Origin of the sequence: Pseudomonas mosselii (genome assembly GCF_005796105.1) — a bacterium.
GTDB lineage: Bacteria > Pseudomonadota > Gammaproteobacteria > Pseudomonadales > Pseudomonadaceae > Aquipseudomonas > Aquipseudomonas mosselii_C.
On sequence record NZ_VAUO01000023.1, the window covers coordinates 1 to 26,179 of the forward strand.

Annotated in this window: 31 protein-coding genes and 2 pseudogenes; 19 read left to right on the forward strand and 14 right to left on the reverse strand. The window is 63.9% G+C overall.

What is annotated here, in order from left to right; genetic code table 11:
- Positions 1 to 85 (forward strand): annotated as a pseudogene (locus tag FEM01_RS23240) (DUF1348 domain-containing protein); the annotation flags it as partial.
- 129 nt (positions 86 to 214) lie between these two features.
- On the opposite strand, the gene cynR reads toward FEM01_RS23240, so the two are convergent.
- A complete protein-coding gene (gene cynR / locus FEM01_RS23245) occupies positions 215 to 1,102 on the reverse strand; it encodes a transcriptional regulator CynR (RefSeq protein ID WP_138221821.1) in 888 nt (295 codons plus the stop codon).
- 110 nt (positions 1,103 to 1,212) lie between these two features.
- Between cynR and FEM01_RS23250 the strand changes: the two genes are divergently transcribed.
- The 3 genes from FEM01_RS23250 (at position 1,213) to FEM01_RS23260 (ending at position 2,740) form a co-directional block, all read left to right on the forward strand.
- Positions 1,213 to 1,872, forward strand: a complete 660-nt coding sequence (locus FEM01_RS23250; protein WP_138221793.1) for a carbonic anhydrase — start codon at positions 1,213 to 1,215, stop codon at positions 1,870 to 1,872.
- 33 nt (positions 1,873 to 1,905) lie between these two features.
- Positions 1,906 to 2,376, forward strand: a complete 471-nt coding sequence (gene cynS / locus FEM01_RS23255) for a cyanase (protein WP_138221794.1) — start codon at positions 1,906 to 1,908, stop codon at positions 2,374 to 2,376.
- 106 nt (positions 2,377 to 2,482) lie between these two features.
- On the forward strand, positions 2,483 to 2,740 hold the full coding sequence (locus FEM01_RS23260; protein WP_138221795.1) for a DUF2790 domain-containing protein: 258 nt from the start codon (positions 2,483 to 2,485) through the stop codon (positions 2,738 to 2,740).
- A 51-nt stretch (positions 2,741 to 2,791) separates the two neighbouring features.
- Here the strand turns inward: FEM01_RS23260 and FEM01_RS23265 are convergent, their stop codons facing one another.
- Complete coding sequence (locus FEM01_RS23265; protein WP_138221796.1) at positions 2,792 to 3,781, reverse strand: asparaginase; 990 nt, start codon at positions 3,779 to 3,781, stop codon at positions 2,792 to 2,794.
- A 75-nt stretch (positions 3,782 to 3,856) separates the two neighbouring features.
- Positions 3,857 to 5,299 carry an alanine/glycine:cation symporter family protein gene (locus FEM01_RS23270; protein ID WP_138221797.1) on the reverse strand — a complete coding sequence of 481 codons (1,443 nt, stop codon included), beginning with the start codon at positions 5,297 to 5,299 and terminating at the stop codon, positions 3,857 to 3,859.
- Between the two features lie 179 nt (positions 5,300 to 5,478).
- On the opposite strand from FEM01_RS23270, the gene FEM01_RS23275 reads away from it, so the two are divergent.
- Positions 5,479 to 6,291, forward strand: coding sequence for a helix-turn-helix domain-containing protein (locus FEM01_RS23275; protein WP_138221798.1), 813 nt, complete (start codon positions 5,479 to 5,481; stop codon positions 6,289 to 6,291).
- Positions 6,292 to 6,324: 33 nt separating this feature from the next.
- Here FEM01_RS23275 and FEM01_RS23280 read toward each other — a convergent pair whose 3' ends face one another.
- Together FEM01_RS23280 and FEM01_RS24860 are read right to left on the reverse strand one after the other, a co-directional pair.
- A complete protein-coding gene (locus FEM01_RS23280; protein ID WP_138221799.1) occupies positions 6,325 to 7,164 on the reverse strand; it encodes an alpha/beta hydrolase in 840 nt (279 codons plus the stop codon).
- 72 nt (positions 7,165 to 7,236) lie between these two features.
- Positions 7,237 to 7,383: pseudogene (locus FEM01_RS24860) on the reverse strand (TSUP family transporter); the annotation flags it as partial.
- 259 nt (positions 7,384 to 7,642) lie between these two features.
- Between FEM01_RS24860 and FEM01_RS23285 the strand changes: the two are divergent.
- On the forward strand, positions 7,643 to 8,527 hold the full coding sequence (locus FEM01_RS23285; RefSeq protein WP_138221800.1) for a sugar nucleotide-binding protein: 885 nt from the start codon (positions 7,643 to 7,645) through the stop codon (positions 8,525 to 8,527).
- Entirely contained in the window at positions 8,520 to 9,452 is a 933-nt protein-coding gene (locus FEM01_RS23290; protein ID WP_138221801.1) for an NAD-dependent epimerase/dehydratase family protein, read from the forward strand. The genes FEM01_RS23285 and FEM01_RS23290 overlap by 8 nt, the downstream gene beginning before the upstream one ends.
- Positions 9,453 to 9,495: 43 nt before the next feature.
- Here the strand turns inward: FEM01_RS23290 and FEM01_RS23295 are convergent, their stop codons facing one another.
- A complete protein-coding gene (locus FEM01_RS23295; protein ID WP_138221802.1) occupies positions 9,496 to 9,936 on the reverse strand; it encodes a winged helix-turn-helix transcriptional regulator in 441 nt (146 codons plus the stop codon).
- A 101-nt stretch (positions 9,937 to 10,037) separates the two neighbouring features.
- Here FEM01_RS23295 and FEM01_RS23300 point away from each other — a divergent pair, with 101 nt between their 5' ends.
- On the forward strand, positions 10,038 to 11,252 hold the full coding sequence (locus FEM01_RS23300) for an MFS transporter (protein WP_138221803.1): 1,215 nt from the start codon (positions 10,038 to 10,040) through the stop codon (positions 11,250 to 11,252).
- Here FEM01_RS23300 and FEM01_RS23305 read toward each other — a convergent pair.
- The 5 genes from FEM01_RS23305 to FEM01_RS23325 all read right to left on the reverse strand — a co-directional run bounded on the left by FEM01_RS23305 (position 11,240) and on the right by FEM01_RS23325 (position 15,128).
- On the reverse strand, positions 11,240 to 11,923 hold the full coding sequence (locus FEM01_RS23305) for an OmpW/AlkL family protein (RefSeq protein ID WP_138221804.1): 684 nt from the start codon (positions 11,921 to 11,923) through the stop codon (positions 11,240 to 11,242). The genes FEM01_RS23300 and FEM01_RS23305 overlap by 13 nt on opposite strands.
- A gap of 108 nt (positions 11,924 to 12,031) precedes the next feature.
- Positions 12,032 to 12,574, reverse strand: a complete 543-nt coding sequence (locus FEM01_RS23310) for a DUF3299 domain-containing protein (protein WP_138221805.1) — start codon at positions 12,572 to 12,574, stop codon at positions 12,032 to 12,034.
- 9 nt (positions 12,575 to 12,583) lie between these two features.
- The gene (locus FEM01_RS23315) at positions 12,584 to 13,849 is read right to left on the reverse strand and encodes an ABC transporter permease (protein WP_138221806.1); all 1,266 of its coding nucleotides are present in this window, start codon (positions 13,847 to 13,849) and stop codon (positions 12,584 to 12,586) included.
- A complete protein-coding gene (locus FEM01_RS23320) occupies positions 13,849 to 14,559 on the reverse strand; it encodes an ABC transporter ATP-binding protein (protein WP_138221807.1) in 711 nt (236 codons plus the stop codon). Before FEM01_RS23320 ends, FEM01_RS23315 begins: the two co-directional genes overlap by 1 nt.
- 2 nt (positions 14,560 to 14,561) lie before the next feature.
- Positions 14,562 to 15,128: a DUF2796 domain-containing protein gene (locus tag FEM01_RS23325; RefSeq protein WP_138221808.1), complete on the reverse strand. Its 567-nt coding sequence runs from the start codon at positions 15,126 to 15,128 to the stop codon at positions 14,562 to 14,564.
- A 132-nt stretch (positions 15,129 to 15,260) separates the two neighbouring features.
- On the opposite strand from FEM01_RS23325, the gene FEM01_RS23330 reads away from it, so the two are divergent.
- Both FEM01_RS23330 and FEM01_RS23335 read left to right on the forward strand, forming a co-directional pair.
- The gene (locus FEM01_RS23330; RefSeq protein WP_138221809.1) at positions 15,261 to 15,617 is read left to right on the forward strand and encodes a hypothetical protein; all 357 of its coding nucleotides are present in this window, start codon (positions 15,261 to 15,263) and stop codon (positions 15,615 to 15,617) included.
- Positions 15,618 to 15,694: 77 nt separating this feature from the next.
- On the forward strand, positions 15,695 to 17,203 hold the full coding sequence (locus FEM01_RS23335) for a hypothetical protein (protein WP_138221810.1): 1,509 nt from the start codon (positions 15,695 to 15,697) through the stop codon (positions 17,201 to 17,203).
- Between the two features lie 50 nt (positions 17,204 to 17,253).
- Here the strand turns inward: FEM01_RS23335 and trxA are convergent, their stop codons facing one another.
- From trxA to FEM01_RS23350, 3 genes are read right to left on the reverse strand one after another with little or no spacing between them, the layout of a single operon-like run.
- Entirely contained in the window at positions 17,254 to 18,126 is an 873-nt protein-coding gene (gene trxA / locus FEM01_RS23340) for a thioredoxin (RefSeq protein WP_138221811.1), read from the reverse strand.
- Between the two features lie 31 nt (positions 18,127 to 18,157).
- Positions 18,158 to 18,817 carry a class I SAM-dependent methyltransferase gene (locus FEM01_RS23345; RefSeq protein WP_138221812.1) on the reverse strand — a complete coding sequence of 220 codons (660 nt, stop codon included), beginning with the start codon at positions 18,815 to 18,817 and terminating at the stop codon, positions 18,158 to 18,160.
- Entirely contained in the window at positions 18,818 to 19,270 is a 453-nt protein-coding gene (locus FEM01_RS23350) for a YbaY family lipoprotein (RefSeq protein WP_138221813.1), read from the reverse strand.
- A gap of 106 nt (positions 19,271 to 19,376) precedes the next feature.
- On the opposite strand from FEM01_RS23350, the gene nrdR reads away from it, so the two are divergent.
- The 9 genes from nrdR (at position 19,377) to FEM01_RS23395 (ending at position 26,088) form a co-directional block, all read left to right on the forward strand.
- Complete coding sequence (gene nrdR, locus FEM01_RS23355; protein ID WP_016393425.1) at positions 19,377 to 19,841, forward strand: transcriptional regulator NrdR; 465 nt, start codon at positions 19,377 to 19,379, stop codon at positions 19,839 to 19,841.
- A 2-nt stretch (positions 19,842 to 19,843) separates the two neighbouring features.
- Complete coding sequence (gene ribD, locus FEM01_RS23360) at positions 19,844 to 20,974, forward strand: bifunctional diaminohydroxyphosphoribosylaminopyrimidine deaminase/5-amino-6-(5-phosphoribosylamino)uracil reductase RibD (RefSeq protein ID WP_138221814.1); 1,131 nt, start codon at positions 19,844 to 19,846, stop codon at positions 20,972 to 20,974.
- 42 nt (positions 20,975 to 21,016) lie between these two features.
- Positions 21,017 to 21,682, forward strand: a complete 666-nt coding sequence (locus FEM01_RS23365; RefSeq protein ID WP_028690276.1) for a riboflavin synthase — start codon at positions 21,017 to 21,019, stop codon at positions 21,680 to 21,682.
- Between the two features lie 18 nt (positions 21,683 to 21,700).
- A complete protein-coding gene (ribBA, locus tag FEM01_RS23370) occupies positions 21,701 to 22,792 on the forward strand; it encodes a bifunctional 3,4-dihydroxy-2-butanone-4-phosphate synthase/GTP cyclohydrolase II (RefSeq protein ID WP_138221815.1) in 1,092 nt (363 codons plus the stop codon).
- A 91-nt stretch (positions 22,793 to 22,883) separates the two neighbouring features.
- Positions 22,884 to 23,360: a 6,7-dimethyl-8-ribityllumazine synthase gene (ribH, locus tag FEM01_RS23375; RefSeq protein WP_138221816.1), complete on the forward strand. Its 477-nt coding sequence runs from the start codon at positions 22,884 to 22,886 to the stop codon at positions 23,358 to 23,360.
- Complete coding sequence (gene nusB, locus FEM01_RS23380; protein WP_138221817.1) at positions 23,357 to 23,854, forward strand: transcription antitermination factor NusB; 498 nt, start codon at positions 23,357 to 23,359, stop codon at positions 23,852 to 23,854. The genes ribH and nusB overlap by 4 nt, the downstream gene beginning before the upstream one ends.
- A gap of 18 nt (positions 23,855 to 23,872) precedes the next feature.
- Complete coding sequence (thiL, locus tag FEM01_RS23385) at positions 23,873 to 24,829, forward strand: thiamine-phosphate kinase (RefSeq protein WP_138221818.1); 957 nt, start codon at positions 23,873 to 23,875, stop codon at positions 24,827 to 24,829.
- Positions 24,826 to 25,329 (forward strand): phosphatidylglycerophosphatase A family protein, encoded by a 504-nt coding sequence (locus tag FEM01_RS23390; RefSeq protein WP_138221819.1) that lies wholly within the window; start codon positions 24,826 to 24,828, stop codon positions 25,327 to 25,329. Before thiL ends, FEM01_RS23390 begins: the two co-directional genes overlap by 4 nt.
- 15 nt (positions 25,330 to 25,344) lie before the next feature.
- Entirely contained in the window at positions 25,345 to 26,088 is a 744-nt protein-coding gene (locus FEM01_RS23395) for a substrate-binding periplasmic protein (RefSeq protein ID WP_138221820.1), read from the forward strand.
- Positions 26,089 to 26,179 lie beyond the last annotated feature (91 nt).

Below are 26,179 nucleotides of genomic sequence, written 5' to 3' on the forward strand. Positions count from 1 at the left end.
CATCAAGGAAAGCGAGCGTAAGTTCCACTGGCCGCTGGGACGTCGTCCGGATGACCATCCAGGGCTGACTGAACTGGGTCTGTAAGTCGTGCCGAACCTGATCCTTTGTAAGAAGGGTCAGGTTTTTTATTTTGAGTGCGGCTACTGACCCCCATGCGCGCGCCAGGCAAGGCATATGGCCGGCATCGGTTGGCGTACGTGAACCCTGCGTCTCTCACTCTCCCAGTTCGCTGGCGACGCCTTTAGCCAGCTCAATGAACTCGCGTACTGCTGCGCTCAGGAAGGCATCTTTTCGCCGCATCAAGACGGCCGTGCGCTGCAAGCGTTCTGGTTCCAGGGTGATGGCCACCAGATCGTCATGGGCCAACGCAATTTTCGCCGGCAACAGCGTCGACAGGCCCGTGCGTCGAACAATCTCGATTACGGCACCCAGCGCATTGGCCTGCATCTGCACCTGGGGGCGAATCTCGTATTGGCGGCAGTAGCGGTCGATCTGTTCGCGCGTGGCGAACTCGGTGCCCAGCAGCACCAATGATTCAGCACTTAAACCCTGCGATGTAATGGACCGCTGCTCGGCCAAGGGATGTTTGCGGCTGACCACCAAGGCGAGGGTTTCACTCAACAACGGGACCGCTTCAAGGTCCGGTGTCTGTATGTCGTCGAACGCAATCCCTATGTCCAGCTCATCTGCCATGAGCAGCGCCTCGATGCGCTCCTGGGAGATCTCTTGCAGGTTAAGGGTGATGTTGGGGTATCGCGCATAAAAGGCCTCGATCAGCGGCCCAACCAGGTAGGTGGTGAACGTGGGCGTGACGGCTATGCGCAATGAGCCCCGGCTGAGGTCGCTCACGTCATGAATGGCGCGTTTAGCCTCCTGAAGTTGCTGAAGGGCTCGCCGTGCATAGATCAGGTAGACATCGCCGGCATCGGTCAGCCGGGTTGTACGTCCTGAACGATCGAACAACTGAGCCCCAAGGCTTTCCTCTAACTGCCGGACCTGCTGCGAAAGAGCGGGCTGGGAGACATGCAGCGCTGCAGCCGCCTTGGTGAAGCTCGAATGTTCCGCCACCGCGAGGAAGTACTGGATGTGTCGAGCGAGCATGGCCTTACCCATAAGATTATCTGATACGGCGCATAATAATTCAGACTTTTACCTTATGTAATGCACTGCTTAATCTTTGCCTCACAACCCGCGACATTGAGGCAGCCAACATGAAAGCGATTATCGACGGTTTTCTGAAGTTCCAACAAAACGCCTTCCCTGAGCGGGTCAAACTGTTCAAGGACTTGGCCAACCAGCAGAGCCCCAAGGCACTGTTCATTTCGTGCTCAGACAGCCGACTGGTTCCTGAACTGGTCACTCAGCGCGAGCCAGGCGATCTGTTCGTCATCCGCAACGCTGGCAACATCGTGCCGTCGTATGGCCCGGAGCCTGGGGGTGTATCGGCTTCGGTCGAATACGCGGTGGCCGGACTCAACGTCGCAGACATCGTGATCTGCGGTCACTCCGACTGCGGCGCCATGACGGCCATCGCAACCTGCAAATGCCTGGATCACATGCCCGCTGTTGCCGGTTGGTTGCGCTACGCCGACTCGGCCAAGGTGGTCAACGAAGCCCGTCAACATTCGGACAAGCCGAGCAAAGTCGCCTCTATGGTGCGCGAAAACGTCATCGCGCAACTGGCCAATATCCAGACTCACCCCTCTGTTCGCCTGGCCCTCGAAGAAGGCCGCGTGACCCTGCATGGCTGGGTCTATGACATCGAGTCAGGGCGTATCGACGCCTTCGATGGCCGTACCGGGGCCTTCGTGTCCCTTGCCGAAAATCCCGAAGTCCATGCCGTATCCCACCACGCCAGGCACGTTGCCTGAAAACTGCCCCTTTACCCACTGAGGCGATTCACCATGATCCAGACTCAAGCTACCCGTACCGCTCGCCAGGAACTGACCGAAGCCATCATTCTGGCCAAGGCTCGCAAAGACCTGTCCTTTGCCGAAATCGTCGAGGGCACCGGCCTGTCCGAGGCCTTCGTGACCGCCGCCTTGCTCGGCCAGCATCCGCTGCCGGCCAGCGCCGCGAAAGTCGTTGGCGACAAGCTCGATCTCGACGCTGATCAAGTAGCCTTGCTGCAATCGATGCCGATCCGTGGGAGCTTCTTCGAAGGCATCCCGAGCGATCCGACCATCTACCGTTTCTACGAGATGATGTCGGTCTACGGCACCACCCTCAAAGCCCTGGTTCACGAGAAGTTTGGTGACGGCATCATCAGCGCCATCAACTTCAAGCTGGACATCAAGAAGGTCGAAGATCCAGAAGGTGGCCACCGCGCGGTGATCACCCTGGACGGCAAGTACCTGCCGACCAAGCCGTTCTGAAGTCTCCTGGCCCGGCGGCAGATGGCGCTGGGCTCTCCCCACCTGCATGACGCCTGAGCGCCATCCCGCGTTCAGGCCTGCTCACCCCTTACAACAGGTGATTGCCATGAAGCTGTTAATCGTTCTGTTCCTCGGCTGCCTGGGCTGCGTCGCGATGGCGGCAGAGCCTGTGGCTGAGACGGCACAGGTTACCGTCGAGCCCTATCGATACGGTCAGAACCTTGATATCGCGCGTGTCTTAGCGGTGAGTCCGGTACCCACGGTCTGCGAGGTCGTGCCGATGCAACTGACGTACGAAGACTCCAAGGGCGACCGGCACATCATGGAGTACCGCGTGATCGGGAATGGTTGTTCCAACAACTGATCTCACGAACGCCCGAAGGCACTTGCCTTGCATCGCGACGCAAGGCAGCGGCTACACGCGTTCGCCGCACAGATCCAGCGCGAACCAGTGCTCTGCCGACGCCACGTCCAGCCCGGCACCCAGCAGTGCGAACAGCTTGCCCAACGCGGCTTCACGGGTCATGCCGCCGCCGCTGACCAGGCCGCTATCACGCAGGCGACTGCCGGCAGCATAGGTGTCGAAGACCACCGCACCTTCCGGGCATTGGCTGATCGCGACGATCATCACGCCGCGCTGACGCGCGCCGCGCAAGGCATCAAGCAGCGCCTGGTCGTCCGATGGGCCGGTGCCGCTGCCGTAGCACTCCAGCACCAGCCCCTGGATACCGCTGGCCCGCAGCGCGTCGATGTGTTCAGCCGCAAGCCCTGGAAACACCGGCAGCACCGCCAGCTTCACCGGCTGGCGTACCTGGCGGTAGCCCAGCACGGCCGGCACCTCGCCGGCACGCTGGCCTTCGCGGTGGCGGGCTGGCGCGGTAAAGGCATCGAACGCCTCGCTGCGTAGCTTGGAGGCTCGGCAGCCATGTAGCAGTCGGCCGTGGAAGTACAGCTGCACGCCGTCTTGTAGACCGGTTTCGAACAGGTTCATGGCGCCGATCAGGTTGGCCCAGGCGTCGCTGTCCGGCGCCCCTGCGGGCAGCATGGAGCCGGTCAGCAGCACCGGCACCGGCAGGCCCAACAGCAGGAATGACAGGGCGGCGGCGCTGTAGGCCAGGGTGTCGGTGCCGTGCAGCACCAGTACGCCGTCGTGGCTATCGCGCTCGACGGCCTCGACGATGGCCTCACGCATCGCCAGCCAGTTGGCCTGCTGCATGTTGGCGCTATCGATCAGCGGATTGAGTTCACGCAGCGTCCAGTTCAGTCGTGGGGCGTCTGGGTTGGCGGCGAAGTGGTCACGCATGCGTGCATCGAAACCACCGGCCGGCGCCAGGCCTTCGGCGGTCTGCAACATGCCGATGGTGCCACCGGTGTAGAGGACGAGAAGATTCGAGACTGCACGCATGGGAGCATTCCGTAGCGGGAGAGCGAGGAAATAGTCAGCCGCCCACGAGTGGGGCGGCTGCGGCAGTGCAGGGTATCAGCGCTGGGTTTGCACTTGCACAGTGCTATTGTCAGCGGCTGTTTCTACCTGCGGGTTGGCTGGCCAGGCGGCGCGGTCCAGATCCAGGTCAGCAAACTTGCTGGAGTCGAACACTGGCTGCTGGATGCCTGCCTTGCGTTGCTGGTCGTAGTCGCGCATCACACGCAGGCCGACATTGAACAGCAAGGCCAGGGCCACCAGGTTGACGAACGCCAGGCAGGTCATGGTGATGTCGGCGAAGGCGAACACGGTCGACAGGTCCTGCATCGAACCCCATACCACCAGGACCAGTACCAGGCCGCGGAAGCCCATCAGCACCGCGCGGTTGCGGCTCAGGAACTGCAGGCTGTTCTCGCCCAGGTAGTAGTTGTAGAGGATGCAGGTGAACACGAACAGCGACAGCGCGACGCTGACGAACAGGCGACCCCAGTCACCGACCACGGCGGCCAGCGAGTTCTGGGTCAGGACGATGCCGTCGCCTTCGAAGCCAGGGGTGTAGAAGCCCGACAGCAGGATCAGCAGCGCGGTGCAGGTGCAGATCACGAAGGTGTCGAGGAACACGCTGAAGGCTTGGACCACGCCCTGTGCGCCAGGGTGCTTCACCGCCGCCACGGCGGCCACGTTCGGGGCACTGCCCAGACCGGCTTCGTTGGCGAACACCCCGCGCTTCACGCCCATGACGATGGCGCTGCCGAGCAGGCCGCCGAACGCTGGGTCGAGGCCGAAGGCGCTCTTGAAGATGGTTTCCAGCATGGCCGGTACGTGTTCGATCTGGGTGCCGATCACGTACAGGGTGACGCCGATGTAGGCCAGAGTCTTGACCGGCACCAGCAGGTCCGAGACGGCCGCGATACGCTTGATACCACCGATGAAGGTGATCGCCAGCAGCACGGCCAGGACAATGCCGGTGTGTTGCGGGTCGAAGGCGAAGGCGTTTTGCAGCGAGTGGGTCACGGTGTACGACTGCAGGCCGATGAAGGCAAAGCCGTAGGTGACCAGCAACAGGATCGAGAACACGATCGCCATGTGCTTGTTCTTCAGGCCGTGCAGGATGTAGTACGCCGGGCCGCCGCGGTACAGGCCATCGCCATCGGCGCGCTTGTAGACCTGGGCCAGGGTGCATTCGAAGAAGCTGCTGGACATGCCCACCAGTGCGGTGACCCACATCCAGAACACGGCGCCTGGGCCGCCGAGGGTCACGGCGATACCGACACCGGCGATGTTACCGGCGCCGACGCGACCGGCCAGGCTCAGCATCAGGGCCTGGAAAGAGCTTAGTTGGCCTGCCTGGCCGCGAAGGGATTCCTTGAAGACACCGAACATGTGGCCGAAGTGGCGGAACTGCACGAACCGCGAGCGGAGGGTGAAGTAGCTGCCGAGTCCGACGATCAGCACGATGAGCACCTTCCCCGAGAGGAAGTCGTTGATTAATTCGAGCATTGAAAATGACCTCGATTCTTATTCTTCGTATGGAATGACAAGCGGACGGCAGGCGCACCGCTAGGCGTTAGCGCGCATGGTTGGCGATGACACCTGTAGTTACAATTTCGCGGGTTGCTCCATTTTGGTGCGACTTGATGCTACACTGGCTTCACTCGCATCACCTGGACCCCCGCATCATGGGCGATCACTTCGCTACCAACCTCAAACTGGCCTGCAGCCACTACCGCTCTATTTCGGAGGTTTGTCGGCAACTGTCGATCAACCGCGCGCAGTTCAACAAGTATCTGAGCGGGCAGAGCCGTCCGACGGCCTACAACCTCAAACGGATTGGTGATTTCTTCGGGGTAGAGGACTACGAACTGGGCCTGCCGCCGGAACAATTCGCCCGGCTGATCGGCGCACGGGCCCCGAGCGAGCAGCCGGGGCAACTGAGTGACCCGATCAGCGAACTGTTCAAGCCGCTGCACAAAGAGGCCGGCAACCTGTCGCGCTACTGCGGGTATTACTTCGAGTATTCCAACTGCATGTCGGTCCCAGGTTCGATCCTGGTGTCGCTGGTGCACCTGCGCGAGGAGCGCGGCAGCTTCCTCTTCGAGCGCCAGGAGCGCCAGGAGCGCAGCAGTGCCCATGACGTGCACGCCGAGGTGCGCTGCCGCTACCTGGGGGCCGCGTTCCAGTTGCAGGACCGGATGTTTCTGATCGACTACGAGTCGTTGACGCTCAACGAAATGAGCCAGACTATCTTGATCCCCAGTTTCAAAAGTCGCATCAGCCGGCTCAATGGTCTCAAAACCGGGGTTTCCAGTGGTGACCGGCGCAACCCGGCGTGTACCCGTGTGGTGTGGGAGTACCTGGGCGAGGAGATCAATCGTATCAATGCCTACCGTCAGGTGCGCTTGTATCGTCCGGACGATCCGCGCATCGACGATGACATTCGCGAGCGGCTGAGCGCAGGGATGATCAGCCACGGGTTGTTCGAGATCGAGTAAAAAACCGCTGGGCTTGGGCGTGATCGTCGTGCATCAGCGCATGACGAACGCGCTCACCGCCTCGGCCACCTGATCCGCCACTTCTGGCCGCTCGCGCAGGTGTGCGGCAATGCCGTGGTCGCAGTCTGTCAGCAGCAGGCATTCCACGTCGGCTGCCGGTACCGAGCGCAGCAGCGCATGGGTGACTTCTTCAGGGATTGGGCTGTAGCGCTCCACGCCGCCCAGCCGGCGTACCCCAGCCGAGGTCCCGGGTCCTTTCCCATGCACCTGCGAATTGAGCCCGTCGTACTCCCCGATCACCAGCAGCACCCGGCCACGGAACTGGCGCAGGAAGGTGTAGCTATCGCAGTCCAGAAAACCGAAAGGTCGGCCAATGGCCTTGGTGAACGCTGGGCCGAACGGCGCGTCGTGGGCGTTATCGGGATAGACCGCAGGGCAGATCAGCACCAGTTTGCGCACACTTGGACGCTGCGCGGCCAGCTTCAGGGCAATGGCGCCTCCCAGGCTATGGCCGATAACTGTGTCACTGCACGCCTCCAGGTAGCGGTGAAAGCGCAGGGCCTCGGCCAGGTTGTTGCGCAGCGATGCGTCTCTGGCCCCTGGCTGCGCCGCGCGGCTATGGCCAGACAGGTTGCCTGTCAGCGAGCCGATGCCTTGCTGTTGCAGGCGGTACAGCAGAGGGTTGAGGCGAGTGAAGTCCGAGCGCGCACCGCCGATCACGAACAGCGGCGCCGCTCGCTCGTTGCTCGGCAGCAGCAGACGGGCCTGCTGCCAGTAGCCCTCGAAGTGCTCGTCGAGAAAACGCTCCACGCCTGGCGCGGGTTCGTCGAATTGCCACAGTGCGCGTTGCGCGCTGATCGGGTTTAGCTCCATTCGCCCTCCTGTCGAAGCGCCTCTATCGGGCCCGCGGATTCACTTGGCATCTTGGCAACGCGCTTGGAGGGGCTAAGTGAACCACCCTAGCAGCCATTCCCCTAGCGCGTTGCCGGGTGTGCGCAGCAACTTCGCCGCCATGGCACAGCACATGATCACCAGCATAGGCCGAATCAGGCCTGGCCCGAAACGTACCGCGCAGCGCGCCCCCAGTTGCGCCCGAGGCCGGCAGCGCCGCCACCGGGTCGATACCGACGATGAACAGCACCGGTAGCGTCAACCGCCCGCCAGCCCCGGCGTTCGCATTGATGAAGCGCGCCAACAGTGCGACGGCGCTGAGTAGGCTATCAGCTGATTCCTAAGCGACTGGGTGGAAAAGCCCCCAGCCCGTATTGCATCGGTCTGGGTTGGACTTCCCCATGCGGAAAACGCAAAATGCTCTCTTTCCCTTATCGATCGGACCGGACCTTCTGACTCTATGCGTATGCGCCTGATGCTGTTGGGTGGTGGCAATGCCCTCGGGCAAGCGCTGATTCGTCTCGGGGCCGAGGAAGACATCGCCTTCCTGGCGCCGCGCCCACCGGAGGGTGGCTGGAGCGCGTCGAGCCTGACGCTGCTGCTCGACGAGCAACGCCCCGACGCGGTGGTCAACCTGGCCTATTACTTCGACTGGTTCCAGGCCGAGTCGGTCAGTGAGGCGCGCCTGGCGCAGCAGGAGCGCGCGGTGGAGCGCTTGGCCGAGCTGTGCCAGCACCACGAGATCGTCCTGGTGCAACCGTCTAGCTACCGGGTGTTCGATGGCTCGCGCGCCACGGCCTACAGCGAGAAGGACGAACCCGTGCCCCTGGGCCTACGAGGGCAAGCGCTTTGGCGTATCGAACAAAGCGTGCGTGCCGCGTGTCCGCAGCACGTGCTGTTGCGCTTCGGCTGGCTACTGGATGAAAGCCGCGACGGCTCGCTGGGGCGGTTCCTGACCCGTGCCGAGCAACCCCAGGAACTGCTGTTGGCCGATGACCGGCGCGGTAACCCGACGCCAGTGGACGACGCGGCGCGGGTGATCCTCTCGGTGCTCAAGCAGCTCGACTGCAAAGCGCCGCTGTGGGGCACCTACCACTATGCCGGCAACGAGGCCACCACACCGCTGGCGCTGGGTCAGGCGATCCTGACCGAAGCCGCCCAGTGGCATACCCTGGCTGTGCAGGCGCCGACCGCCCAGGCTCACGCCGCACGCGCCGATGCCAGCGAGGAGCCGCAGAACGCGGTGCTGGCCTGCAAGAAGATCCTTCATACCTTTGGCATCAAGCCGCGTGCCTGGCGCGCCGGTTTGCCGCCCCTACTGGACCGTTTCTACCGACATGGTTGATGCCCCCATCCTGATCACCGGCGGTGCCGGCTTCATTGGCTCCCACCTGTGCGATGCGTTGCTGGAGAACGGCTACGCGGTGCGCGTGCTCGACGACCTGTCCAGCGGCAAACGCGACAACCTGCAACTGGAGCATCCGCGTCTGACGCTGATCGAAGGCGATGTCGCCGACGCGGCCCTGGTGGCGCGCACCGTCGCCGGTTGCCAGGCCGTGGTACACCTGGCGGCCGTGGCGTCGGTGCAGGCTTCGGTGGACGATCCGGTGAAAACCCATCAGAGCAATTTCATCGGCACCCTGAACGTGTGCGAAGGCATGCGTATGAGTGGCGTGCGGCGTGTGTTGTTCGCCTCCAGTGCGGCGGTGTACGGCAACAACGGCGAAGGCGTGGCGATTGCCGAGGACACGCCCAAGGCGCCGCTGACACCCTATGCTGTAGACAAGCTGGCCAGCGAGCAGTACCTGGATTTCTATCGCCGTCAGCACGGCCTGGAACCGGTGGTGTTTCGCTTCTTCAATATTTTTGGCCCGCGTCAGGATCCTTCTTCGCCGTACTCCGGGGTCATCAGCATCTTCGCCGAGCGTGCACTGGCCGGCCTGCCGATCAGCGTGTTCGGCGATGGCGAGCAGACCCGTGACTTCCTCTATGTCGGGGACCTGATCAAGGTGATGGTCCAGGCGCTGGAGCAGCCGCAGGTGGAAGAGGGCGCAGTGAATATCGGCCTTAACCAAGCCACCTCAATCAAGCAATTGCTGGCCGCGTTGCAGGACGTGATCGGCAGCCTGCCGCCGATCAGCCACGGGCCTGCGCGCGCGGGGGACATCCGCCATTCCCGGGCTGATAATACGCGGCTGCTGGCGCGTTTCGAGCTGCCTGAGCCGACGCCCTTCGTCGACGGCCTGGCGCGCCTGCTGGGCAAGCGCTGAGGCCAGCCTCAAGGACCTGTCGTGCGCCAGGTCCTTGAGTCATTCACCCGTGCCGGACCACCCGCCGCTGGCACTGCTCTGGTGCCAGATCCCGGCCATCCTCAGCCCGTACCTGCATGACCTGTAACGACTGCCCCCGGTCATCCAGCAATTGCGAGCGCGGCTCGCCTGCCGCGAACAAATACCGCTCCCCCCACTGGCGCAGCCCGATCACCACAGGAAACAGTGCGCGGCCTTTGTCGGTCAGCACGTACTCCTTGTAGGCACTGCCATCGGATGCCGGCTGCTGGGCCAGCAGCTCGGCCTCCACCAGCAGCTTCAGGCGCGAGGCGAGAATGTTTTTCGCCAGCCCCAGGTTCTTCTGCCATTCGCTGAAGCGGCGCAAGCCATCGAAGGCATCGCGCAGGATCATCAATGCCCAGCGATCACCGATCACTTCAAGGGCGCGGGCCACAGGGCATCGCAGATTGTTGTCGTCGAGCATGGGCGGATCTCTAGCGGTAAGCTGGTTGCATATTAAAACTACATTTGCTAGAAGGCCAGCATGTGGTTTTAATTTGAAACCTGTTTTGCGAGGTGTTCCCAATGACTCCTTCAGCACAACTCGGCCGTGGGCTGACCCTGCTGCTGGCGGCGGCGTGCGCCGCGGCGGTGGCCACGGTGTACCTGTCTCAGCCGTTGCTCGACTCGATGGCCAGCAGCTTCGGCATCGAGGCTGCCTGGGCCGGGCAGGTCGTTGGGCTGACCCAGGCGGGTTACGCCGTGGGCCTGTTGTTTATCGTGCCGCTAGGCGACCTGATGGACCGGCGGCGGCTGATCCTCAGCCAACTGCTGGTTGCGGCCGGTGCCTTGTTGGTGGTCGCCGTGGCGCCCGGCTGGTCGATACTGCTGGCGGCCGTGGCGCTGGTCGGGTTGGCAGCCGTGGTGGTGCAGGTGATGGTCGCGCACGCCGCGACCTTGGCCGCACCCGCGCAGCAAGGCCAGGTGGTGGGCACGGTCACCAGTGGCGTGGTCCTGGGCATTCTGTCGGCGCGGCTGGTGTCGGGCCTGGTAGCGGACTGGCTGGGGTGGCGCGGGGTGTACTTCGGCGCCGCTGGGCTGGCGTTGATGATGGCGGGTCTGCTCGCCTGGCGTCTGCCGGGTGTGCAGCGGCACAAGCAATCGCCGGGCTATGGTGCCGTGCTCGGTTCGGTGATCAGCCTGTATCGGCATGACTCGCTGCTGCGCCAGCGTGGGATTTACGCCTTTTTGATCTTCGCGGCCTTCAGCGTGCTGTGGAGTGCCATGGTGCTACCGCTCAGCGCCGCGCCGATGGCGCTCGATCACGCGCAAGTCGGGCTGTTCGGCCTGGCCGGCATTGCGGGCGCACTGGCGGCCTCGCGGGCCGGACGCCTGGCGGACCAGGGGCATGCACAGCGCACCACTGGCCTGGCGTTGGGGTTGCTGACGCTGTCTTGGCTACCCACGCTGTTCGTGCAGCAGTCGCTGCTGGCCCTGGTGATCGGGGTGCTGATGCTGGACCTGGCCGTGCAAGCGGTGCATGTCACCAACCAGACCCTATTGCTGGCCGGGCGCAGCGCGATGGCCAGCCGGCTGATCGGCGCCTACATGTGCTGTTATTCGCTGGGCAGTGGATTGGGTGCGGTCGCGGCGACTTGGGTGTACGGGGTGTGGGGATGGGGCGCGGTGTGCGGCCTGGGGGCGGGAATCAGTGGTGTGGCCTGGGGCTACTGGGGGTGGCTGCGTGCTCGGGGCAAGCCCGCTCCGTTGGGAGCGGGCGAGCAGGTTCAGAACTTGTAGCCGATACCGACCATGTAGACCCACGGATCGACATCCACGTCGACCTTGGTCTTGCCCACGCCCAGGGCGCTCGGGCCGTCGATGGTGGCCTTGGTGTCGATGTCGACGTACCACACGGCGGCGTTGACCAGCAGGTTGTCGGTGAGCATGTAGTCCATGCCCAGTTGCCCGGCGATGCCGACCGAGTCCTTGAGCTTCATGTTGCTGAAGCCTTGGGCCTTGCGGGCGCCGCTTAGTTCTTCATCGAAGAACATCGTGTAGTTGATACCGACGCCAGCGTAGGGCTGGAACTTAGAAGTCGGCGCCATTGGGTAGTACTGCAGCGACAGCGTCGGCGGCAGTTGCTTGATGTCGGCCAGCTTGCCGTCAAGCCCAGCGCCCAGGCCTTTGACGCCTACGGTGTGCTTGAACGGGGTGGCGGCCAGCAGTTCCAGGCCGATGTGGTCGGTGAGCATGTAGGCGAAGGCCAAGCCCAACTGGGTGTCGCTGTCCAGAGTTGCCTTGGTGCCGGCGGCCTTGGCGCCATCAAGCTTGATTTCGCCGCTGTCTTCGTTCGGCGCGGTGGTGATGGCGCCGGCGCGGAGGATGAAATCCCCCGCCTGGTGGGCGTGGGCGACAGGTGCTGCAAGCGCCAACGCGACGAGCGAGGCACCGAGCAAGGACTTGTTCATGGAAGCTCCCAGAGGACGTGAGTAATCGAGTGGTCCAATGGTACGAAGCCGTCTGAACGGAATGTTTGACCCAGCTCAACGAAGCGGTTCTATGCAGCGGACAAGCCCTTACTTCAGCTCATATGCGTAGATTTTTTCCGCCTCCATCTGGTAACCGGCATCGGCCAGTTCGCTGCTGGAGGATTTGACCTGCATCGTGCCCTCGATCCAGTAGGGCTGGTAGAGGTCCTCCACACGCACGCCCATCTCGCTGACGATGTGCACGATCTGGTTCGACGGGGGTGGCGGCACGTGAATGCAGGCGCCGTAGTAGGGCACCAGCAGGAACTCGGTGGTACGGCCTTCTTCGCTTACTTCCAGCGGCACGATGTAGCCGGGGATTTTCACCTGCTGGCCATCCAGCGCCTTCACCACCGGCGCGTCGGGCGCCTGCTGGCGAGCGGCCGGGGCGGACTCTGCCGAGAGCGCATCGCTGATCTGCGAAAGGTCGTGCAGTGGGGCGAGTTGCGGCGGGATCACCGGTGCGCCTTCGGGGATCAGGGCGGGCCAGTCCAGTTCGCGGGGCTCGGTGGCCCAGGCGGACAGCGGTAGCAGCAACATCAGCAGCAGGGCCCCTAGCCATTTGGCGTGGGCGCGAGCGTTCAGGGTCATCGCAGGTTCTCAGAGGTGAATCGACAGGCCATCGGCCAGCGACTGTCGATACGCGCGCCATGCCGGCACGCTGCCCATCAGCAGCGCCGCGCCAAGGATGATAGCCAGCAGCGTCCACTCGTGCGCACTCGGCCAGTCCAGCGGCAGGTAAAGGCCGTAGTTAGCCTGCACATAGCCTTGGGCCACGGCGATACCCGCATACAGCAGGCCCAGCCCGGCAACGATCCCGGCGCCCGCCAAGGCCAGCGCTTCGAGCACCAGCAGCCCGGCGATGTGCCAGGGCCGGGCACCCACCGAGCGCAGGATGGCCATTTCACGACGACGTTCGTTGAGGCTGGTGAGGATCGCGGTGAGCATGCCGATCAGGCCGGTCAGCACCACGAACAGCGACACCACGAACAACGCCTGTTCGGCGGTGCCCATCAGGCTCCACAGTTCCTGCAAGGCGACGCCGGGTAGGATCGCCAGCAGTGGCTCGCTGCGGTACTCGTTGATCTCGCGTTGCAGGCTGAAGGTGGCAATCTTGCTGTTCAGGCCCAGCATGAAGGCGGTGATGGCAGTGGGTTGCAGGTCCATGCTGCGCGCCTGCTCAGCGCTGATGCGCCCGGCACCGCGGGCCGGCACGCCGTTGTGCCAGTCGATGTGAATCGCTTCCATGCCGGCCAGGCTGATGTGCAAGGTGCGGTCTACCGGGGTGCCAGTGCGTTTGAGCACGCCGACCACGGTGAACGGCTTGTCGTCGTGCTTGACCAGGCTGATGGCCGCGACCCCGTGGGCGAGTACGAGTTTATCGCCAAGCCGGTAGTGCAGTGCCTCGGCCACCTCGGCGCCCAGTACCACCTCGAACGGGTCGTCGGCGAAGGGGCGGCCCTGGCTCAGTGCCAGGTGCTCGCGCCGGCCATACTGGTAGTGGTCGAAATAATCACCGGTGGTGCCCATCACCCGGTAGCCGCGGTGCGAGTCGCCCAGGGAAATCGGAATCGCCCATTTGACCCGTGGGTCCTTGGCGTAGTGTTGGTAGCTGTCCCAACGGATGTTGTTGGTGGCATTGCCGATGCGAAACACCGAGTACAACAACAGGTTCACCGAACCTGAGCGCGCGCCGACGATCAGGTCGGTGCCGCTGATGGTGCTGGCGAAACTGGCGCGGGCCTCGGTACGCACGCGCTCGACGGCCAGCAGCAGGCACACCGACAAGGCAATGGCGAACGCCGTGAGCAGTGCGGTGAAGCGGCGATTGGCCAGGCTGGCCAGGGCAAGGCGGAGCAGGTACATCAGGCCTCCCGGGGCTTGGCGGCGCGGTTGAGGTCGGCCAGCGACAGGTGTCGGTCGAACAGCGGCGCCAGGCTCTGGTCGTGGCTGACGAACAGCAGGCTGGCGCCGGCCTCGCGGCATTCGTCGAAGAGCAGGCGAATGAACGCCTCGCGGGTGTCGGCATCCAGTGCCGAGGTTGGTTCGTCGGCGATCACCAGCTCTGGCTGGCCGATCAGCGCCCGTGCAGCAGCCACCCGTTGTTGCTGGCCGATCGACAGGCTGCCGGCACGCCGGGCCAGCAGTTCTGGATCGTTCAGGCCCAGGTGGGCGAGCAACTGCACGGCGGCCTGGTCGATGCTGCCGTGGCGCTGGCTGGCGCGGGCGGCGCGGGTTTTCGAGAAGCGGCAGGGCAGCTCGACGTTCTCGCGTACCGATAGGAACGGCAGTAGGTTGAACTGCTGGAAGATATAGCCGGTGTGATCGACCCGGAAACGATCGCGCTCGCCTTGGCCCAGGCTGGCGAGGTCCTGGCCGAGCAGGCGGATGCTGCCTTGGCCTGGACGATTCACGCCGCCCAGCAGGCCTAGCAACGTGGTCTTGCCACTGCCGCTGGGGCCCTTGAGGAACAAGGCCTCGCCGGGCTCCAGGCGCAGTGCAGGGATATCCAGCAGCGGCGCCTGGCCGGGCCAGGCGAACACTAGGTCACGCAGGTCGATCAACGGCTGGCTCATGCTCAGAACGCAACCGCAGCCTTGGCGGGAGTGGCCTCGACGCCTTTCTGGCCGTTCGGGCCGATCAGTTGCACGTTGACCTTCTGGGTCTGCGCGAAGGTCTTGAACAGCGGCGCGAGGTCAAGCTGGGCGAGCTTGTCCGGGGATGCGCAGGTCAGCTGGTAGTGGGCGTTGACGTCGGCGTGCTGGTGGCCGTGCTCATGCGCGTCGCCATCGTGATCGTGGTCGGCATCGCCGAACAGTGGGCTTTCCAGCTCCTGTGCCTCTTCCTTGCAGCCTGCGGCCTGGGTCAAGGCGAAGAGTTTCAGGGGTTGTTCCAGCTGCTGGCGGGCGGCGGCAACCGTGGCTTTGTCGGCGTCGCTGTTGGCTGCATGCTCGAAGCCGACGATGTTCATCGCCGGGCTGTCCAGCTCAAGCTCCAGGGTGTTGCCATCAAGCACCACGTTGAGCTTGGCCACGCCGTGCTCGTGGGCGCCGAGGGTGCCATGCGCATGATCGTGGTCGTCGTGGGCATGGGCCGCGGCCAGCGGCAGCAGGGCGAAGGGCAGGGCGAGCAGCAGACGACGCATGTGAGGCTCCGAGGATGGGCTGGAAAGATTTTGCAATGTTATAACAAGTTTTCTGCTGCCCGCCAGTCTGCCTGGCACAGGTTTCATGTTGCTGTAGCATTGCCACATTGACCTGGCTTCAAGGAAAGCATCGTGAGAATTCGTGGACAGATTGGCAACTGGCCGGTGGACTTGACTGTCGAGTTGGAGGCGCATGAGTGGGCGCAACTGGGGCGTCACGTGGAGGCCCCTAGGGATGTCGAGACGCAAGTGAGCCCCCAGGCTGCGCCGCGCCAGGACGATGGACTGTGGCTGGCGGCCTGCGATCTGTTGCGCCAGGCGGGCCAGCTCGATGGGCCGCAATTACTTGCGCGCCTGGAGGATCTTGCTGGCGGTGCTGTCGCGGGCAAGCGTCTGCTGGTGCGACTGCGTCACAGCCCGCAGGTTAGCGTTCAAAGCGCTACGGACGCACCGTTGTTTCGTTGGCTTGGGCCGGAGCAGCCAGCCTGAACTGACATTTTTGCCAGTTGCGGGCATTTGCTGGGTGGCCAAGAATCGCCTGAAAAACCAGCAAAAGTGGTGTGAACATGAACGAATACGACGCAAGCCGCGCTGGCGCAATCCATAGCGCACAACTTATGCATGGATGGCCATTTCTGGTGGCCTATGACAGGGCAACGCTAGAGGCCTATTGGCGTGACTTCGCGCTCAAAGTGTCCAGGCAAGGCTTTGCGAACAGTTCGTTGGTGTTCGAGACGGCAACCTCATCGCTGAGTGGATTCTACGCCAGCAGTACCCTGGGTGACCTGCGCCTACAGCTTGACGTGGATGAAACGGCGCGCGCGAGTCTGGTGGTCAAGCGCAGGTTTCTCGACGCTGCGCATTTGCAGCTCAGTCGCTCAGTCGGAGCCGCGACACGCCTGATTACCGAAATTCGGCGTATCAATGAGGCGCAGGGGGTGGATCTGTGCCTGAAGATTCCCCTTGGCGAGAATGTGGGCCAGTACGACGGACAGCAGGTCGCGCTCAGTTGGGCAGGGTCTCCCTGCTTCTATCTAGAAGCCGCTGATGAAGGGTTGGACGATTCGCCGTTGAGCTTGTGCTACGCCCTGTATTTCAAGGGGCTGCCTAGGTCGGAGCAACAAATCGTACTAGCCGAATCCGTTTCGCAAGCGGGGAAGGTGCTTGAGCCGGTGCAGTTCGTGATGCGTCTGGCCAATGATCCGCGCCTCTTGGTCTTGCATCCTACGATTGCAGGCGAGACTGCTGGGGTGTTTCCTCCGGATTACGCTTTGGGCAACTACTTGAGCAATGGACAAACGGGAATTCTGCTCGACGGCTCGCGTTATCCGTTTGCCTCGTTGAATGAGTCGGATGTGCGTGAGTGCCCGAGCTTGTTCATGCCTGCGCATGCTGTGCGAGGCTGTTCCTTGTCGAACTCGGGAGGAGTGATCGTCGGTAAATACGACTTGGAGGTCCCGCCAGCGGCACAATCGGCACCGATCAAAGGCCGCACCCTCGAACCGTTGTTCAAAGTGCTGAACAGGGACCAAGGGGCGACTTTCCATCTTCTCCCCGCCAGCCCGGAGTCCGAGGTACCCGAGTGGTTAGATCGCGATGACGGCTTGATTGAGGCTGACGGCTGGCGGTGCCACTACCGGCCCCGGCAGGGCGCGGCTAGAGACCTAGGACAGGCGTCGCCGGGCGTCGGGCTAAAAGGGCTGTGGGAGGTCTCGGAGGTCGACCATGTCGAGGCAGTTCTGGACGGGGAGCATTTCATCTCCTGGGTCGTTGTGCTGCATCAGCCGCCTAACGGCTACATTCGCTCTACCGGGATGAGCGATGGCAAGCCGGTGCTCAAATTGTGCTACGTGGATAAAAGCGGTGAAGAGCAGGAGGTGCCTCTGGACAGTACCACCTGGGTCGCGCAGAACTGCGATGTATCGGATCTCGGTGTGATGACCCACTGGGGGAGTGAGCGGCTGTGCATCATCAGGGCTTATCACGAAGAGGGGGATAATTTCATTTGGGCGATACTTATCGTTCCATATCCGCTTCTGGAGATGAGCGATGCCCTGAAACTGGGCATCGCCTGAGCCATTCTAGGAAACAATCCGCCAAGCCAGGCGGCGCGCCTGGCGGGGCCTCAATACATGGCGGCGAAGAGCTTGCGCCGGTAGAGGTTGACCAGCGGATGCTCTGTGCCTAGCAGTTCGAATACCTGCAATAGTGCCTTCTGCGGTAGACCATTCTCGTAGGCGCGATTGCGCTGGAACAGTTTCAGCAACCCTTCCAGCGCCGCTTCGTACTGTTGGCGCGCCAACTGCTGGATGCACAACTGGTAGGCGGCCTCATCGTCCTGCGGGTTCTGCGCCAGGCGGCTCTTCAGGTCGGCGGCTTCGGGCAGGCTGGCGGCCTGGCGCAGGAAGGTCAGCTGCGCCTTGGCGCCGGCCAGTGCAGCCTTGTGCTCGTCGGTCTTGACCGCATCCAGCACCACTTGCGCTTCACCCAGCTCACCGCGCTCAGCCAGGCAGCGGGCGTACAGGATCAACGCCTCGGCGTTGCTGTTGTCTTCGCCCAGCAGCGTTTGCAGCAGCGCTTCGGCTTCACTGAAGCGGCTATCGGCGAACAGGGTCTTGGCCTGCTCCAGCGGCGCTGCTGTAGGCGGCGCGGGCATCTGCACATGCGGCTCGAGCATGGCGCGAATGGCTGACTCGGGCTGGGCTCCGGCAAACCCATCCACTGGTTGGCCGTCCTTGAACAACACCACCGTTGGTAGGCTGCGGATCCCGAATTGGGCGACCACCTGTTGCTCGACGTCACAGTTGATCTTGGCCAGCAGCAGCTCACCCTGGTAACCCTCGGCGATTTTCGCCAGCAGTGGCATCAACGCTTTGCACGGTGCGCACCACTCGGCCCAGAAGTCGACCAGAACGGGTTTGTGGAAGGAATTTTCGATGACCAGTTGCTGGAAGGTGGCATCGGTGGCATCGAAGATGTACGGCGTTTCCTGACTCATCGCAACTCTCGCAAATCCGTGAATGACACCACTATAAAGGCTCACGACTGGCGTGGTACAGGCTGACCCGGCGGAATTCGTGGGGCTCGGCCAGGTCTGGCAGGGTCAGCGCGTCCAGGACGCCCAGCGGGCGGTAGAGCGGGTGGCTGAAGTCGCGCACCCGCGAGTCGGCCACTAGCGCCTGGCGACCACGGCTGAGGAACTGGTCGAGCAACGGCAGGTTGGCGCGGTCGTAAAGCACGTCGGCCACCAGGATCAGGTCGAAGCGGTCGGCCTCGGCGAAAAAATCGTTGCTGTAGTTCAGTTGCACCTCGTTCAGCGCGGCGTTGGCGCGACAGGCATCCAATGCCAGCGGGTCTAGGTCGCAGGCCACCACCTCAATCGCCCCAGCCCTAGCGGCGGCGATGCCGGCGATACCTGAGCCTGCGCCGAAATCCAGCACGCGTTTGCCGCGCACCCAGTCAGGGTACTGCGCCAGGTAACGCGCCATGGCCAGTCCGCTGGCCCAGCAGAAACTCCAGTAGGGCGGTTCTTCGAGGATGCGCTGGGTTTCTTCGCGGCTGAAGGCACGGTCCATGTTCTGTGCATCGATCAGCCAGAGCTTCAGCGCGCACCCCGGCAGTTCGCTGACGGTCAGCCGCGCTTCACCAATCAGGCCGCTGAGGGCCTGTTGCAGGGCGTGCGTCGGCATTTACGGGGCCTTTTCGAAGCGCAGGGGACCGGTGGCCTGGGTTTGTGCCTGGATGATGCGTTGTGGTGGCAGGTGCAGGATCAGTTGCCCGGACTGGCTGGCGCGGCCGCGCAGTTCGACGCGTGCCCCGGCCGGGAAAGCCTCGGGGTTGAAGCGCAGTTGATAGGGCAGGGCCTGGCCGGTGCCGGTCAGGGTCCTGCTGGCGAGCAACTGTTGCGGGCGGCCGCGTTCGTCGATCACCAACAGTGCAAGCTCCACGAAGGCGCCGGCCGGGATTTCCAGCAGTGTACCGCTGAGCTCACGCTGATAGGCAGGCAAGGGGCCGAGCGGTTCGGCCTTTTTGGCGACGTTGGGCGGCAACGGCGCCGGGGCTGGCGCAGGTTTAGGCCGGTCGCTGCCGCAGGCGGCGAGCAGGGCGGCGCAGCACAGCACCAGAAGCGCTCGATGAAGCATGGGATGGTCCTTCGCGGGCAGATTTCCCATGGATGTTAACCCCTTTGGCTTGTCTTGCCAGTGCAATGCGCTACCATGGCCCTCCCTTTTTTTGTTGCCTGCCACCATGCACTGTCCGTTTTGCGGTGCCAACGACACCAAGGTCATCGACTCGCGTCTGGTCGCCGAGGGCGAACAGGTGCGCCGTCGGCGCGAATGCGTCGCCTGCGGCGAGCGTTTCACCACCTTCGAAACCGCCGAGCTGGTGCTGCCCCGGCTGATCAAGCAGGACGGCACACGCCAACCGTTCGACGAAGACAAACTGCGTGCTGGCATGCAGCGTGCGCTGGAAAAGCGCCCGGTCAGTGTGGAGCGGTTGGAGGCGGCGCTGGCGCATATCAAAAGCCGCCTGCGCGCCACCGGGGAGCGCGAGGTGAAGTCGCTGGTGGTGGGTGAGCTGGTCATGGCCGAGCTGCGCAAGCTCGATGAAGTCGCCTACATCCGTTTCGCCTCGGTGTACCGGCGCTTCCAGGACCTCGACGAGTTCCGCGAAGAAATCGACCGCCTGGCCCGCGAGCCAGCCAAAGAGTAAGCATGTCCAGCCAAGCCGCCATTCTCGATGCCCACTACATGGCCCGGGCCGTGGAACTGGCCCGCAAGGGCCTCTACACCACCCACCCCAATCCGCGCGTAGGCTGCGTGATCGTGCGTGATGGCGAGGTGGTCGGCGAGGGCTGGCACGTGCGCGCGGGCGAACCGCACGCCGAAGTCCACGCCCTGCGCCAGGCCGGCGAACGGGCCCGCGGCGCTTGTGCCTACGTCACCCTGGAGCCTTGCAGCCACCATGGCCGCACGCCACCGTGCGCCGAGGCGCTGGTCAAGGCCGGCGTGGCACGCGTGGTGGCGGCCATGCAGGACCCCAACCCGCAAGTGGCGGGCAATGGCCTGCGGCGTTTGCAGGAAGCCGGCATCGAAGTGCTCAGCGGCGTGCTCGAAGCCGAGGCGCGGGCGCTGAACCCTGGATTCTTGAAACGCATGGAGCAGGGCACGCCGTTCGTGCGCGCCAAGCTGGCCATGAGCCTGGACGGGCGCACTGCCATGGCCAGCGGCGAAAGCCAGTGGATCACCGGGCCCGCTGCCCGCTCGGCGGTGCAGCGCCTGCGCGCCCGTTCCAGCGTGGTGCTCACCAGCGCCGCCAGCGTGCTGCAGGACAACGCGCGCATGACCGTGCGCGGCAGCGAGCTGGGTCTGGATGCCGAAACCACCGCCCTGGCCCTGTCACGTCCACCGCTGCGGGTGCTGATCGACGGGCGCCTGCGCCTGCCGCTGGAGGCGCCATTCTTCCAGGCTGGCCCCGCGCTGGTGGTGACCGCCGCCGCTGAGGATGCGCGCTACGCTGCTGCCGGTCACGAGCTGTTGCGCCTGCCCGGCAGCGCCGGCCAGGTCGACCTGCCCGCGCTGTTGCGTGTGCTGGCCGAGCGTGGCGTCAATGAAATCCTGCTAGAAGCCGGCGCGGGTCTGGTGGGGGCTTTTGCCCGCCTTGGCCTGATCGACGAGTTCCAGCTGTTCGTCGCCGGCACCTTCCTCGGCAGCCACGCCCGTCCGTTGCTGGATTGGCCGCTGGCGAAGATGAGCGAGGCGCCGCGACTGAAGATCACCGAAATGCGCGCAGTCGGCGATGACTGGCGAGTCACTGCCATCCCCCTGCCGGCGCCCGGCGTATAATGCCCGGCTTGCCCCGCGCAGCCCGTACTTGAGGAGAACAGCATGTTCACCGGCATCATCGAATCCATCGGTACCATCCGCAGCCTCACCCCCAAGGGCGGTGACGTGCGCGTCTACGTCGAAACCGGCAAGCTCGACCTGGGCGACGTCAAGCTCGGCGACAGCATCGCCGTCAATGGCGTGTGCCTGACGGCCGTCGAGCTGCCCGGCGACGGTTTCTGGGCCGACGTCAGCGTCGAAACGCTCAAGCGTACCGCCATGGTCGACCTCAAGAGCGGCAGCCGGGTCAACCTGGAAAAAGCCCTCACCCCGACCACCCGCTTGGGTGGTCACCTGGTCAGTGGTCATGTCGACGGCGTTGGCGAGATCGTCTCGCGCGCCGATAACGCTCGCGCCATCCAGTTCCGCGTGCGCGCCCCGAAAGAGCTGGCCAAGTACATCGCCCACAAGGGCTCGATCACCGTCGACGGCACCAGCCTGACGGTCAATGAGGTCGATGGCGCCGAGTTCGAGCTGACCATCGTCCCACACACCCTGTCCGAAACCATCATGGCCGACTACCGCGCAGGGCGTCGGGTCAACCTTGAGGTCGACCTGCTGGCCCGTTACCTGGAGCGTCTGCTGCTGGGCGACAAGGCTGCCGAACCGAGCAAGGGCAGTGGCATCACCGAAAGCTTCCTGGCCGCCAACGGCTTCTTGAAATCCTGATTGAGAAGGGGGTGCCGCGTGGCGCTCAACAGCATCGAAGAACTGGTCGAAGACATCCGCCAGGGCAAAATGGTCATCCTGATGGATGACGAAGACCGCGAGAACGAAGGCGACATCATCATGGCGGCCGAGTGCTGCCAGCCCGAGCACATCAACTTCATGGCCAAGCACGCCCGTGGCCTGATCTGCATGCCGATGACCCGCGAGCGCTGCGAAACGCTCAAGTTGCCGCTGATGGCGCCGCGTAACGGTTCGGGCTTCGGCACCAAGTTCACCGTGTCGATCGAAGCCGCCGAAGGCGTGACCACCGGTATTTCCGCCGCCGACCGCGCACGCACCGTGCAAGCGGCGGCGGCCAAGGACGCCAAGGCAGACGACATCGTCAGCCCTGGCCACATCTTCCCGCTGATGGCCCAGCCCGGTGGGACCCTGGCGCGTGCCGGTCACACCGAGGCGGCCTGCGACCTGGCGCGCATGGCCGGTTTCGAGCCCAGCGGTGTGATCTGCGAAGTGATGAACGACGACGGCACCATGTCGCGCCGCGCCGAGCTGGAAGTGTTCGCCGCCGAACACGGCTTGAAGATCGGCACCATCGCTGACCTGATCCACTACCGCATGATCCATGAGCGCACCGTACAGCGCGTCTCCGAGCAGCCGATCGAGAGCGAACTGGGCGAGTTCAACCTGGTCACCTACCGCGATGCCGTGGAAGGCGACGTGCACATGGCCCTCACGCTCGGCAATATCTGCGCCGAAGAGCCTACGCTGGTGCGCGTGCACAACATGGACCCGTTGCGCGACCTGCTGCTGGTCAAGCAACCGGGGCGCTGGAGCCTGCGTGCGGCTATGGCCGCGGTGGCCGAGGCGGGCAGTGGCGTGGTGCTGCTGCTGGGTCACCCGTTGGACGGCGACGTGCTGCTGGCACACATTCGTGAAAGCGCGGGCGATGCACCGGCTAAGACACCGACCACCTACAGCACCGTCGGCGCCGGTTCGCAGATCCTGCGCGACCTCGGCGTGCGGAAAATGCGCCTGATGAGTTCGCCGATGAAGTTCAATGCGATATCCGGATTCGATCTGGAAGTTGTAGAATACGTGCCCTCCGAGTGACTTGAGGCGGCAGTGACGCCCTTCACGCTCGAGTCCAAACCCTCCCGAGGCCGCCACGCGCGGCCTCGCTCTTGAAGATGAGAACATCGGAATGACCCTGAAGACCATCGAAGGTACCTTCATCGCCCCCAAAGGTCGCTATGCTTTGGTGGTTGGCCGCTTCAACAGCTTCGTCGTCGAAAGCCTGGTCAGCGGCGCCGTCGACACCCTGGTGCGCCACGGTGTCAACGAAAGCGAGATCACCATCATCCGTGCGCCGGGGGCTTTCGAGATCCCGCTGGTTGCACAGAAAGTCGCCCAACAGGGTGAATACGACGCGATCATCGCCCTGGGGGCAGTGATCCGTGGCGGTACCCCGCACTTCGAATACGTCGCGGGTGAATGCACCAAGGGCCTGGCCCAGGTGTCCATGGAGTTCGGTGTACCGGTGGCCTTCGGCGTCCTGACCGTCGACTCCATCGAGCAAGCCATCGAGCGTTCCGGCACCAAGGCTGGCAACAAAGGCGGCGAAGCAGCCCTGTCCGCCCTGGAAATGGTCAGCCTGCTGGCGCAGTTGGAGGCCAAGTGATTAGCGACGAAAGCGATCGTTTCAACCCGCGCGAGCGCGCAGCGGATGCCGGCAAGCCCTCCAAGAGCGCCAAGCGTCGCGAAGCCCGCAAGCTCGCCACGCAGGCCCTGTACCAGTGGCACATGGCACAGCATTCGCTGAATGAGGTCGAGGCGCAGTTCCGGGTCGATAACGATTTCACCGATGTCGACGGTGCCTATTTCCGCGAGATCCTGCATGGGGTTCCGGTGAAGAAGGGCGAAATCGACGAGGCCCTCAAGCCTTGCCTGGATACCCCGATCGAAGAACTCGACCCGGTCGAATTGGCCGTGCTGCGTCTGTCGGCCTGGGAGCTGATGATGCGCGCCGATGTGCCATACCGCGTGGTGATCAACGAAGGCGTTGAACTGGCGAAAGTCTTCGGCGCTACCGACGGCCACAAGTTCGTCAACGGTGTACTGGACAAACTGGCCCCGCGTCTGCGCGAGGCGGAAGTCAAGGCGAACAAGCGCTGATCCCGGCGCTGACCAGGCATGGGTGAGTTCGAGCTGATCAGCCATTACTTCGCCGCTGCGCCCTGTGCGCAAGGCGGCGAGGGCGTGGCCTTGGGTATCGGCGACGACTGCGCCCTGCTGGACCTGCCAGCCGGCGAGCAGTTGGCGATCTCCACCGACACCCTCGTGGCCGGTGTACATTTCCCCGCGATCTGCGATCCCCTGCTACTCGGTCAGCGCGCCCTGGCCGTGGCGGTGAGTGACTTGGCAGCGATGGGCGCCACGCCCATCGGCTTCACGCTTGCCCTCACGCTGCCCGATGTCGGTCGCGACTGGCTCGCCGGCTTTGCCGATGGCCTGGGGCGCATGGCCGGGCGCTGTGCGATCAGCCTGATTGGCGGTGACACTACCCGTGGCCCGCTGAGTATCACGCTCACCGTGTTTGGCCGCGTACCGCTAGGCCAGGCCTTGCGCCGTAGCGGCGCAAGGCCTGGAGACCTACTGTGCGTGGGCGGCTCGCTGGGCAATGCGGCAGGCGCATTACCGTTGGTGCTCGGCGAGCACCAGGCGCCTGCGCATGTCGGTGAGCCCCTGCTCGAACACTACTGGGCACCGTTGCCGCAGTTGCGCCTGGGCGAGTTGCTGCGCGGGCGGGCCACGGCGGCGCTGGATATCTCCGACGGCTTGCTGGCCGACTGCGGGCACATCGCCAAGGCTTCTGGCGTCGCGCTGGCGGTCGATCTGGCGCAGGTGCCTGTGTCCGACGCGCTGGTGGCTTTGCTGGGGCGCGAAGCGGCGCTGCGCGCGGCGCTCACCGGTGGCGACGACTACATCCTGGCGTTCACCGCGCCAGCCGCCGCAGTGTCTTCGTTGACGGAGACGGTGCACGTGATCGGCCGTGTGCTGGAGGGCCAGGGCGTGACCCTGCGCGATCAGCAGGGCCGCGACATCACCCCCGATCAGCGGGGCTATCAACATTTCAGGGAGACACCGTGACCGACCACCCCAACCAGGTGCCTGCGGAGTTCGTTCCGCCCTCGGTGTGGCGCAATCCGTGGCATTTCCTGGCTTTCGGCTTCGGCTCTGGCACCTTGCCCAAGGCCCCCGGTACCTGGGGCTCGCTGGTGGCCGTACCGTTCATCCCGTTGTGGCAGATGCTGCCCGATTGGGGCTACTGGCTGCTGCTGGGTATCACCATGCTGTTTGGCGTCTGGCTGTGCGGCAAAGTGGCCAACGACTTGCGCGTGCACGATCATGAAGGCATTGTCTGGGACGAGATGGTCGGCATGTGGATCACCCTCTGGCTCGTGCCGGAAGGGTGGCAGTGGCTATTGGCGGGCTTCCTGATGTTCCGCTTCTTCGACATCCTCAAGCCCTGGCCGATTCGCTGGATCGATCGCCATGTGCATGGCGGCTTCGGGATCATGCTCGACGATATCCTGGCCGGCGTGTTCGCCTGGCTGGGCATGCAGGTGCTGGTATGGGCGGTGGCCTGAACAGGGAGCGTCGTGATGGGCATGAGGACACGGTTGCTGGCATTGATGCTGCTCATGATGGGCCAGGGCGCCGTGGCCCAGGACCTGCCCGCCGAAGTGCGCCTGGTCAGCGAGCAATGGCAGGACTACACCAACGCTGATGGCAGCGGGCTGGCGTGGGATGTCCTACGCAAGGTGTTCGAGCCTGCCGGGGTCAAGGTGCGTGCGCTGAGCGCGCCCTACAGCCGCGCGGTGGGGCTGGTCAAGCGCGATGAAGCGGATGCCTGGGTTGGCTCGTACAAGGATGAGAACGACGAAAACCTGTATCCGCGCTGGCACTTCGATATTGACCATATCTACGCATTGGGCCTGGCCAACCGTGCAGCGCCCACCCTTGAAAGCATTGGCCAGTATCGCCTGGCTTGGGTACGCGGCTACGACTATGCCAACTACTTGCCCAGCGTGCATAACTTCCGTGAAGTGCAGCGCCGCGAGGGCATCTTGCCGATGCTTGAACACGATCGGGTGGACTTCTACATCGATGCGCGCACCGAGGTCGACGATGTGCTCGAGCAGGCGCCTAACCGTGATCGCTTCCGTGCGACCCATATAGCAGAACTGCCGCTATACCTGGCGTTTTCCCGCAGCGAACGCAGCAAGGCCCTGCGTGAGCTGTACGACAGCCGCATGCAGCTGCTGGTACGTAGCGGTGAGCTTAAGCCGATTTTCGAGCGCTGGAAGCAGCCGTACCCATTCAGTGGCGACAGCCAGCCCCATTAAAAGGCGGCGGGTCGCTTCAAGCTTTGGCGCGTACCCTGTGGGAGCGGGTTTACCCGCGGTACAAACCGGAGACATCGTTTACATTTCAAAC

Excerpts from the sequence above, each read along its gene's own strand:
- cynR (WP_138221821.1), bottom strand. The coding sequence starts at position 1,102 with ATGCTCGCTCGACACATCCAGTACTTCCTCGCGGTGGCGGAACATTCG.
- FEM01_RS23250 (WP_138221793.1), top strand. The coding sequence starts at position 1,213 with ATGAAAGCGATTATCGACGGTTTTCTGAAGTTCCAACAAAACGCCTTC.
- cynS (WP_138221794.1), top strand. The coding sequence starts at position 1,906 with ATGATCCAGACTCAAGCTACCCGTACCGCTCGCCAGGAACTGACCGAA.
- FEM01_RS23260 (WP_138221795.1), top strand. The coding sequence starts at position 2,483 with ATGAAGCTGTTAATCGTTCTGTTCCTCGGCTGCCTGGGCTGCGTCGCG.
- FEM01_RS23265 (WP_138221796.1), bottom strand. The coding sequence starts at position 3,781 with ATGCGTGCAGTCTCGAATCTTCTCGTCCTCTACACCGGTGGCACCATC.
- FEM01_RS23270 (WP_138221797.1), bottom strand. The coding sequence starts at position 5,299 with ATGCTCGAATTAATCAACGACTTCCTCTCGGGGAAGGTGCTCATCGTG.
- FEM01_RS23275 (WP_138221798.1), top strand. The coding sequence starts at position 5,479 with ATGGGCGATCACTTCGCTACCAACCTCAAACTGGCCTGCAGCCACTAC.
- FEM01_RS23280 (WP_138221799.1), bottom strand. The coding sequence starts at position 7,164 with ATGGAGCTAAACCCGATCAGCGCGCAACGCGCACTGTGGCAATTCGAC.
- FEM01_RS23285 (WP_138221800.1), top strand. The coding sequence starts at position 7,643 with ATGCGTATGCGCCTGATGCTGTTGGGTGGTGGCAATGCCCTCGGGCAA.
- FEM01_RS23290 (WP_138221801.1), top strand. The coding sequence starts at position 8,520 with ATGGTTGATGCCCCCATCCTGATCACCGGCGGTGCCGGCTTCATTGGC.
- FEM01_RS23295 (WP_138221802.1), bottom strand. The coding sequence starts at position 9,936 with ATGCTCGACGACAACAATCTGCGATGCCCTGTGGCCCGCGCCCTTGAA.
- FEM01_RS23300 (WP_138221803.1), top strand. The coding sequence starts at position 10,038 with ATGACTCCTTCAGCACAACTCGGCCGTGGGCTGACCCTGCTGCTGGCG.
- FEM01_RS23305 (WP_138221804.1), bottom strand. The coding sequence starts at position 11,923 with ATGAACAAGTCCTTGCTCGGTGCCTCGCTCGTCGCGTTGGCGCTTGCA.
- FEM01_RS23310 (WP_138221805.1), bottom strand. The coding sequence starts at position 12,574 with ATGACCCTGAACGCTCGCGCCCACGCCAAATGGCTAGGGGCCCTGCTG.
- FEM01_RS23315 (WP_138221806.1), bottom strand. The coding sequence starts at position 13,849 with ATGTACCTGCTCCGCCTTGCCCTGGCCAGCCTGGCCAATCGCCGCTTC.
- FEM01_RS23320 (WP_138221807.1), bottom strand. The coding sequence starts at position 14,559 with ATGAGCCAGCCGTTGATCGACCTGCGTGACCTAGTGTTCGCCTGGCCC.
- FEM01_RS23325 (WP_138221808.1), bottom strand. The coding sequence starts at position 15,128 with ATGCGTCGTCTGCTGCTCGCCCTGCCCTTCGCCCTGCTGCCGCTGGCC.
- FEM01_RS23335 (WP_138221810.1), top strand. The coding sequence starts at position 15,695 with ATGAACGAATACGACGCAAGCCGCGCTGGCGCAATCCATAGCGCACAA.
- trxA (WP_138221811.1), bottom strand. The coding sequence starts at position 18,126 with ATGAGTCAGGAAACGCCGTACATCTTCGATGCCACCGATGCCACCTTC.
- FEM01_RS23345 (WP_138221812.1), bottom strand. The coding sequence starts at position 18,817 with ATGCCGACGCACGCCCTGCAACAGGCCCTCAGCGGCCTGATTGGTGAA.
- FEM01_RS23350 (WP_138221813.1), bottom strand. The coding sequence starts at position 19,270 with ATGCTTCATCGAGCGCTTCTGGTGCTGTGCTGCGCCGCCCTGCTCGCC.
- nrdR (WP_016393425.1), top strand. The coding sequence starts at position 19,377 with ATGCACTGTCCGTTTTGCGGTGCCAACGACACCAAGGTCATCGACTCG.
- ribD (WP_138221814.1), top strand. The coding sequence starts at position 19,844 with ATGTCCAGCCAAGCCGCCATTCTCGATGCCCACTACATGGCCCGGGCC.
- FEM01_RS23365 (WP_028690276.1), top strand. The coding sequence starts at position 21,017 with ATGTTCACCGGCATCATCGAATCCATCGGTACCATCCGCAGCCTCACC.
- ribH (WP_138221816.1), top strand. The coding sequence starts at position 22,884 with ATGACCCTGAAGACCATCGAAGGTACCTTCATCGCCCCCAAAGGTCGC.
- thiL (WP_138221818.1), top strand. The coding sequence starts at position 23,873 with ATGGGTGAGTTCGAGCTGATCAGCCATTACTTCGCCGCTGCGCCCTGT.
- FEM01_RS23395 (WP_138221820.1), top strand. The coding sequence starts at position 25,345 with ATGGGCATGAGGACACGGTTGCTGGCATTGATGCTGCTCATGATGGGC.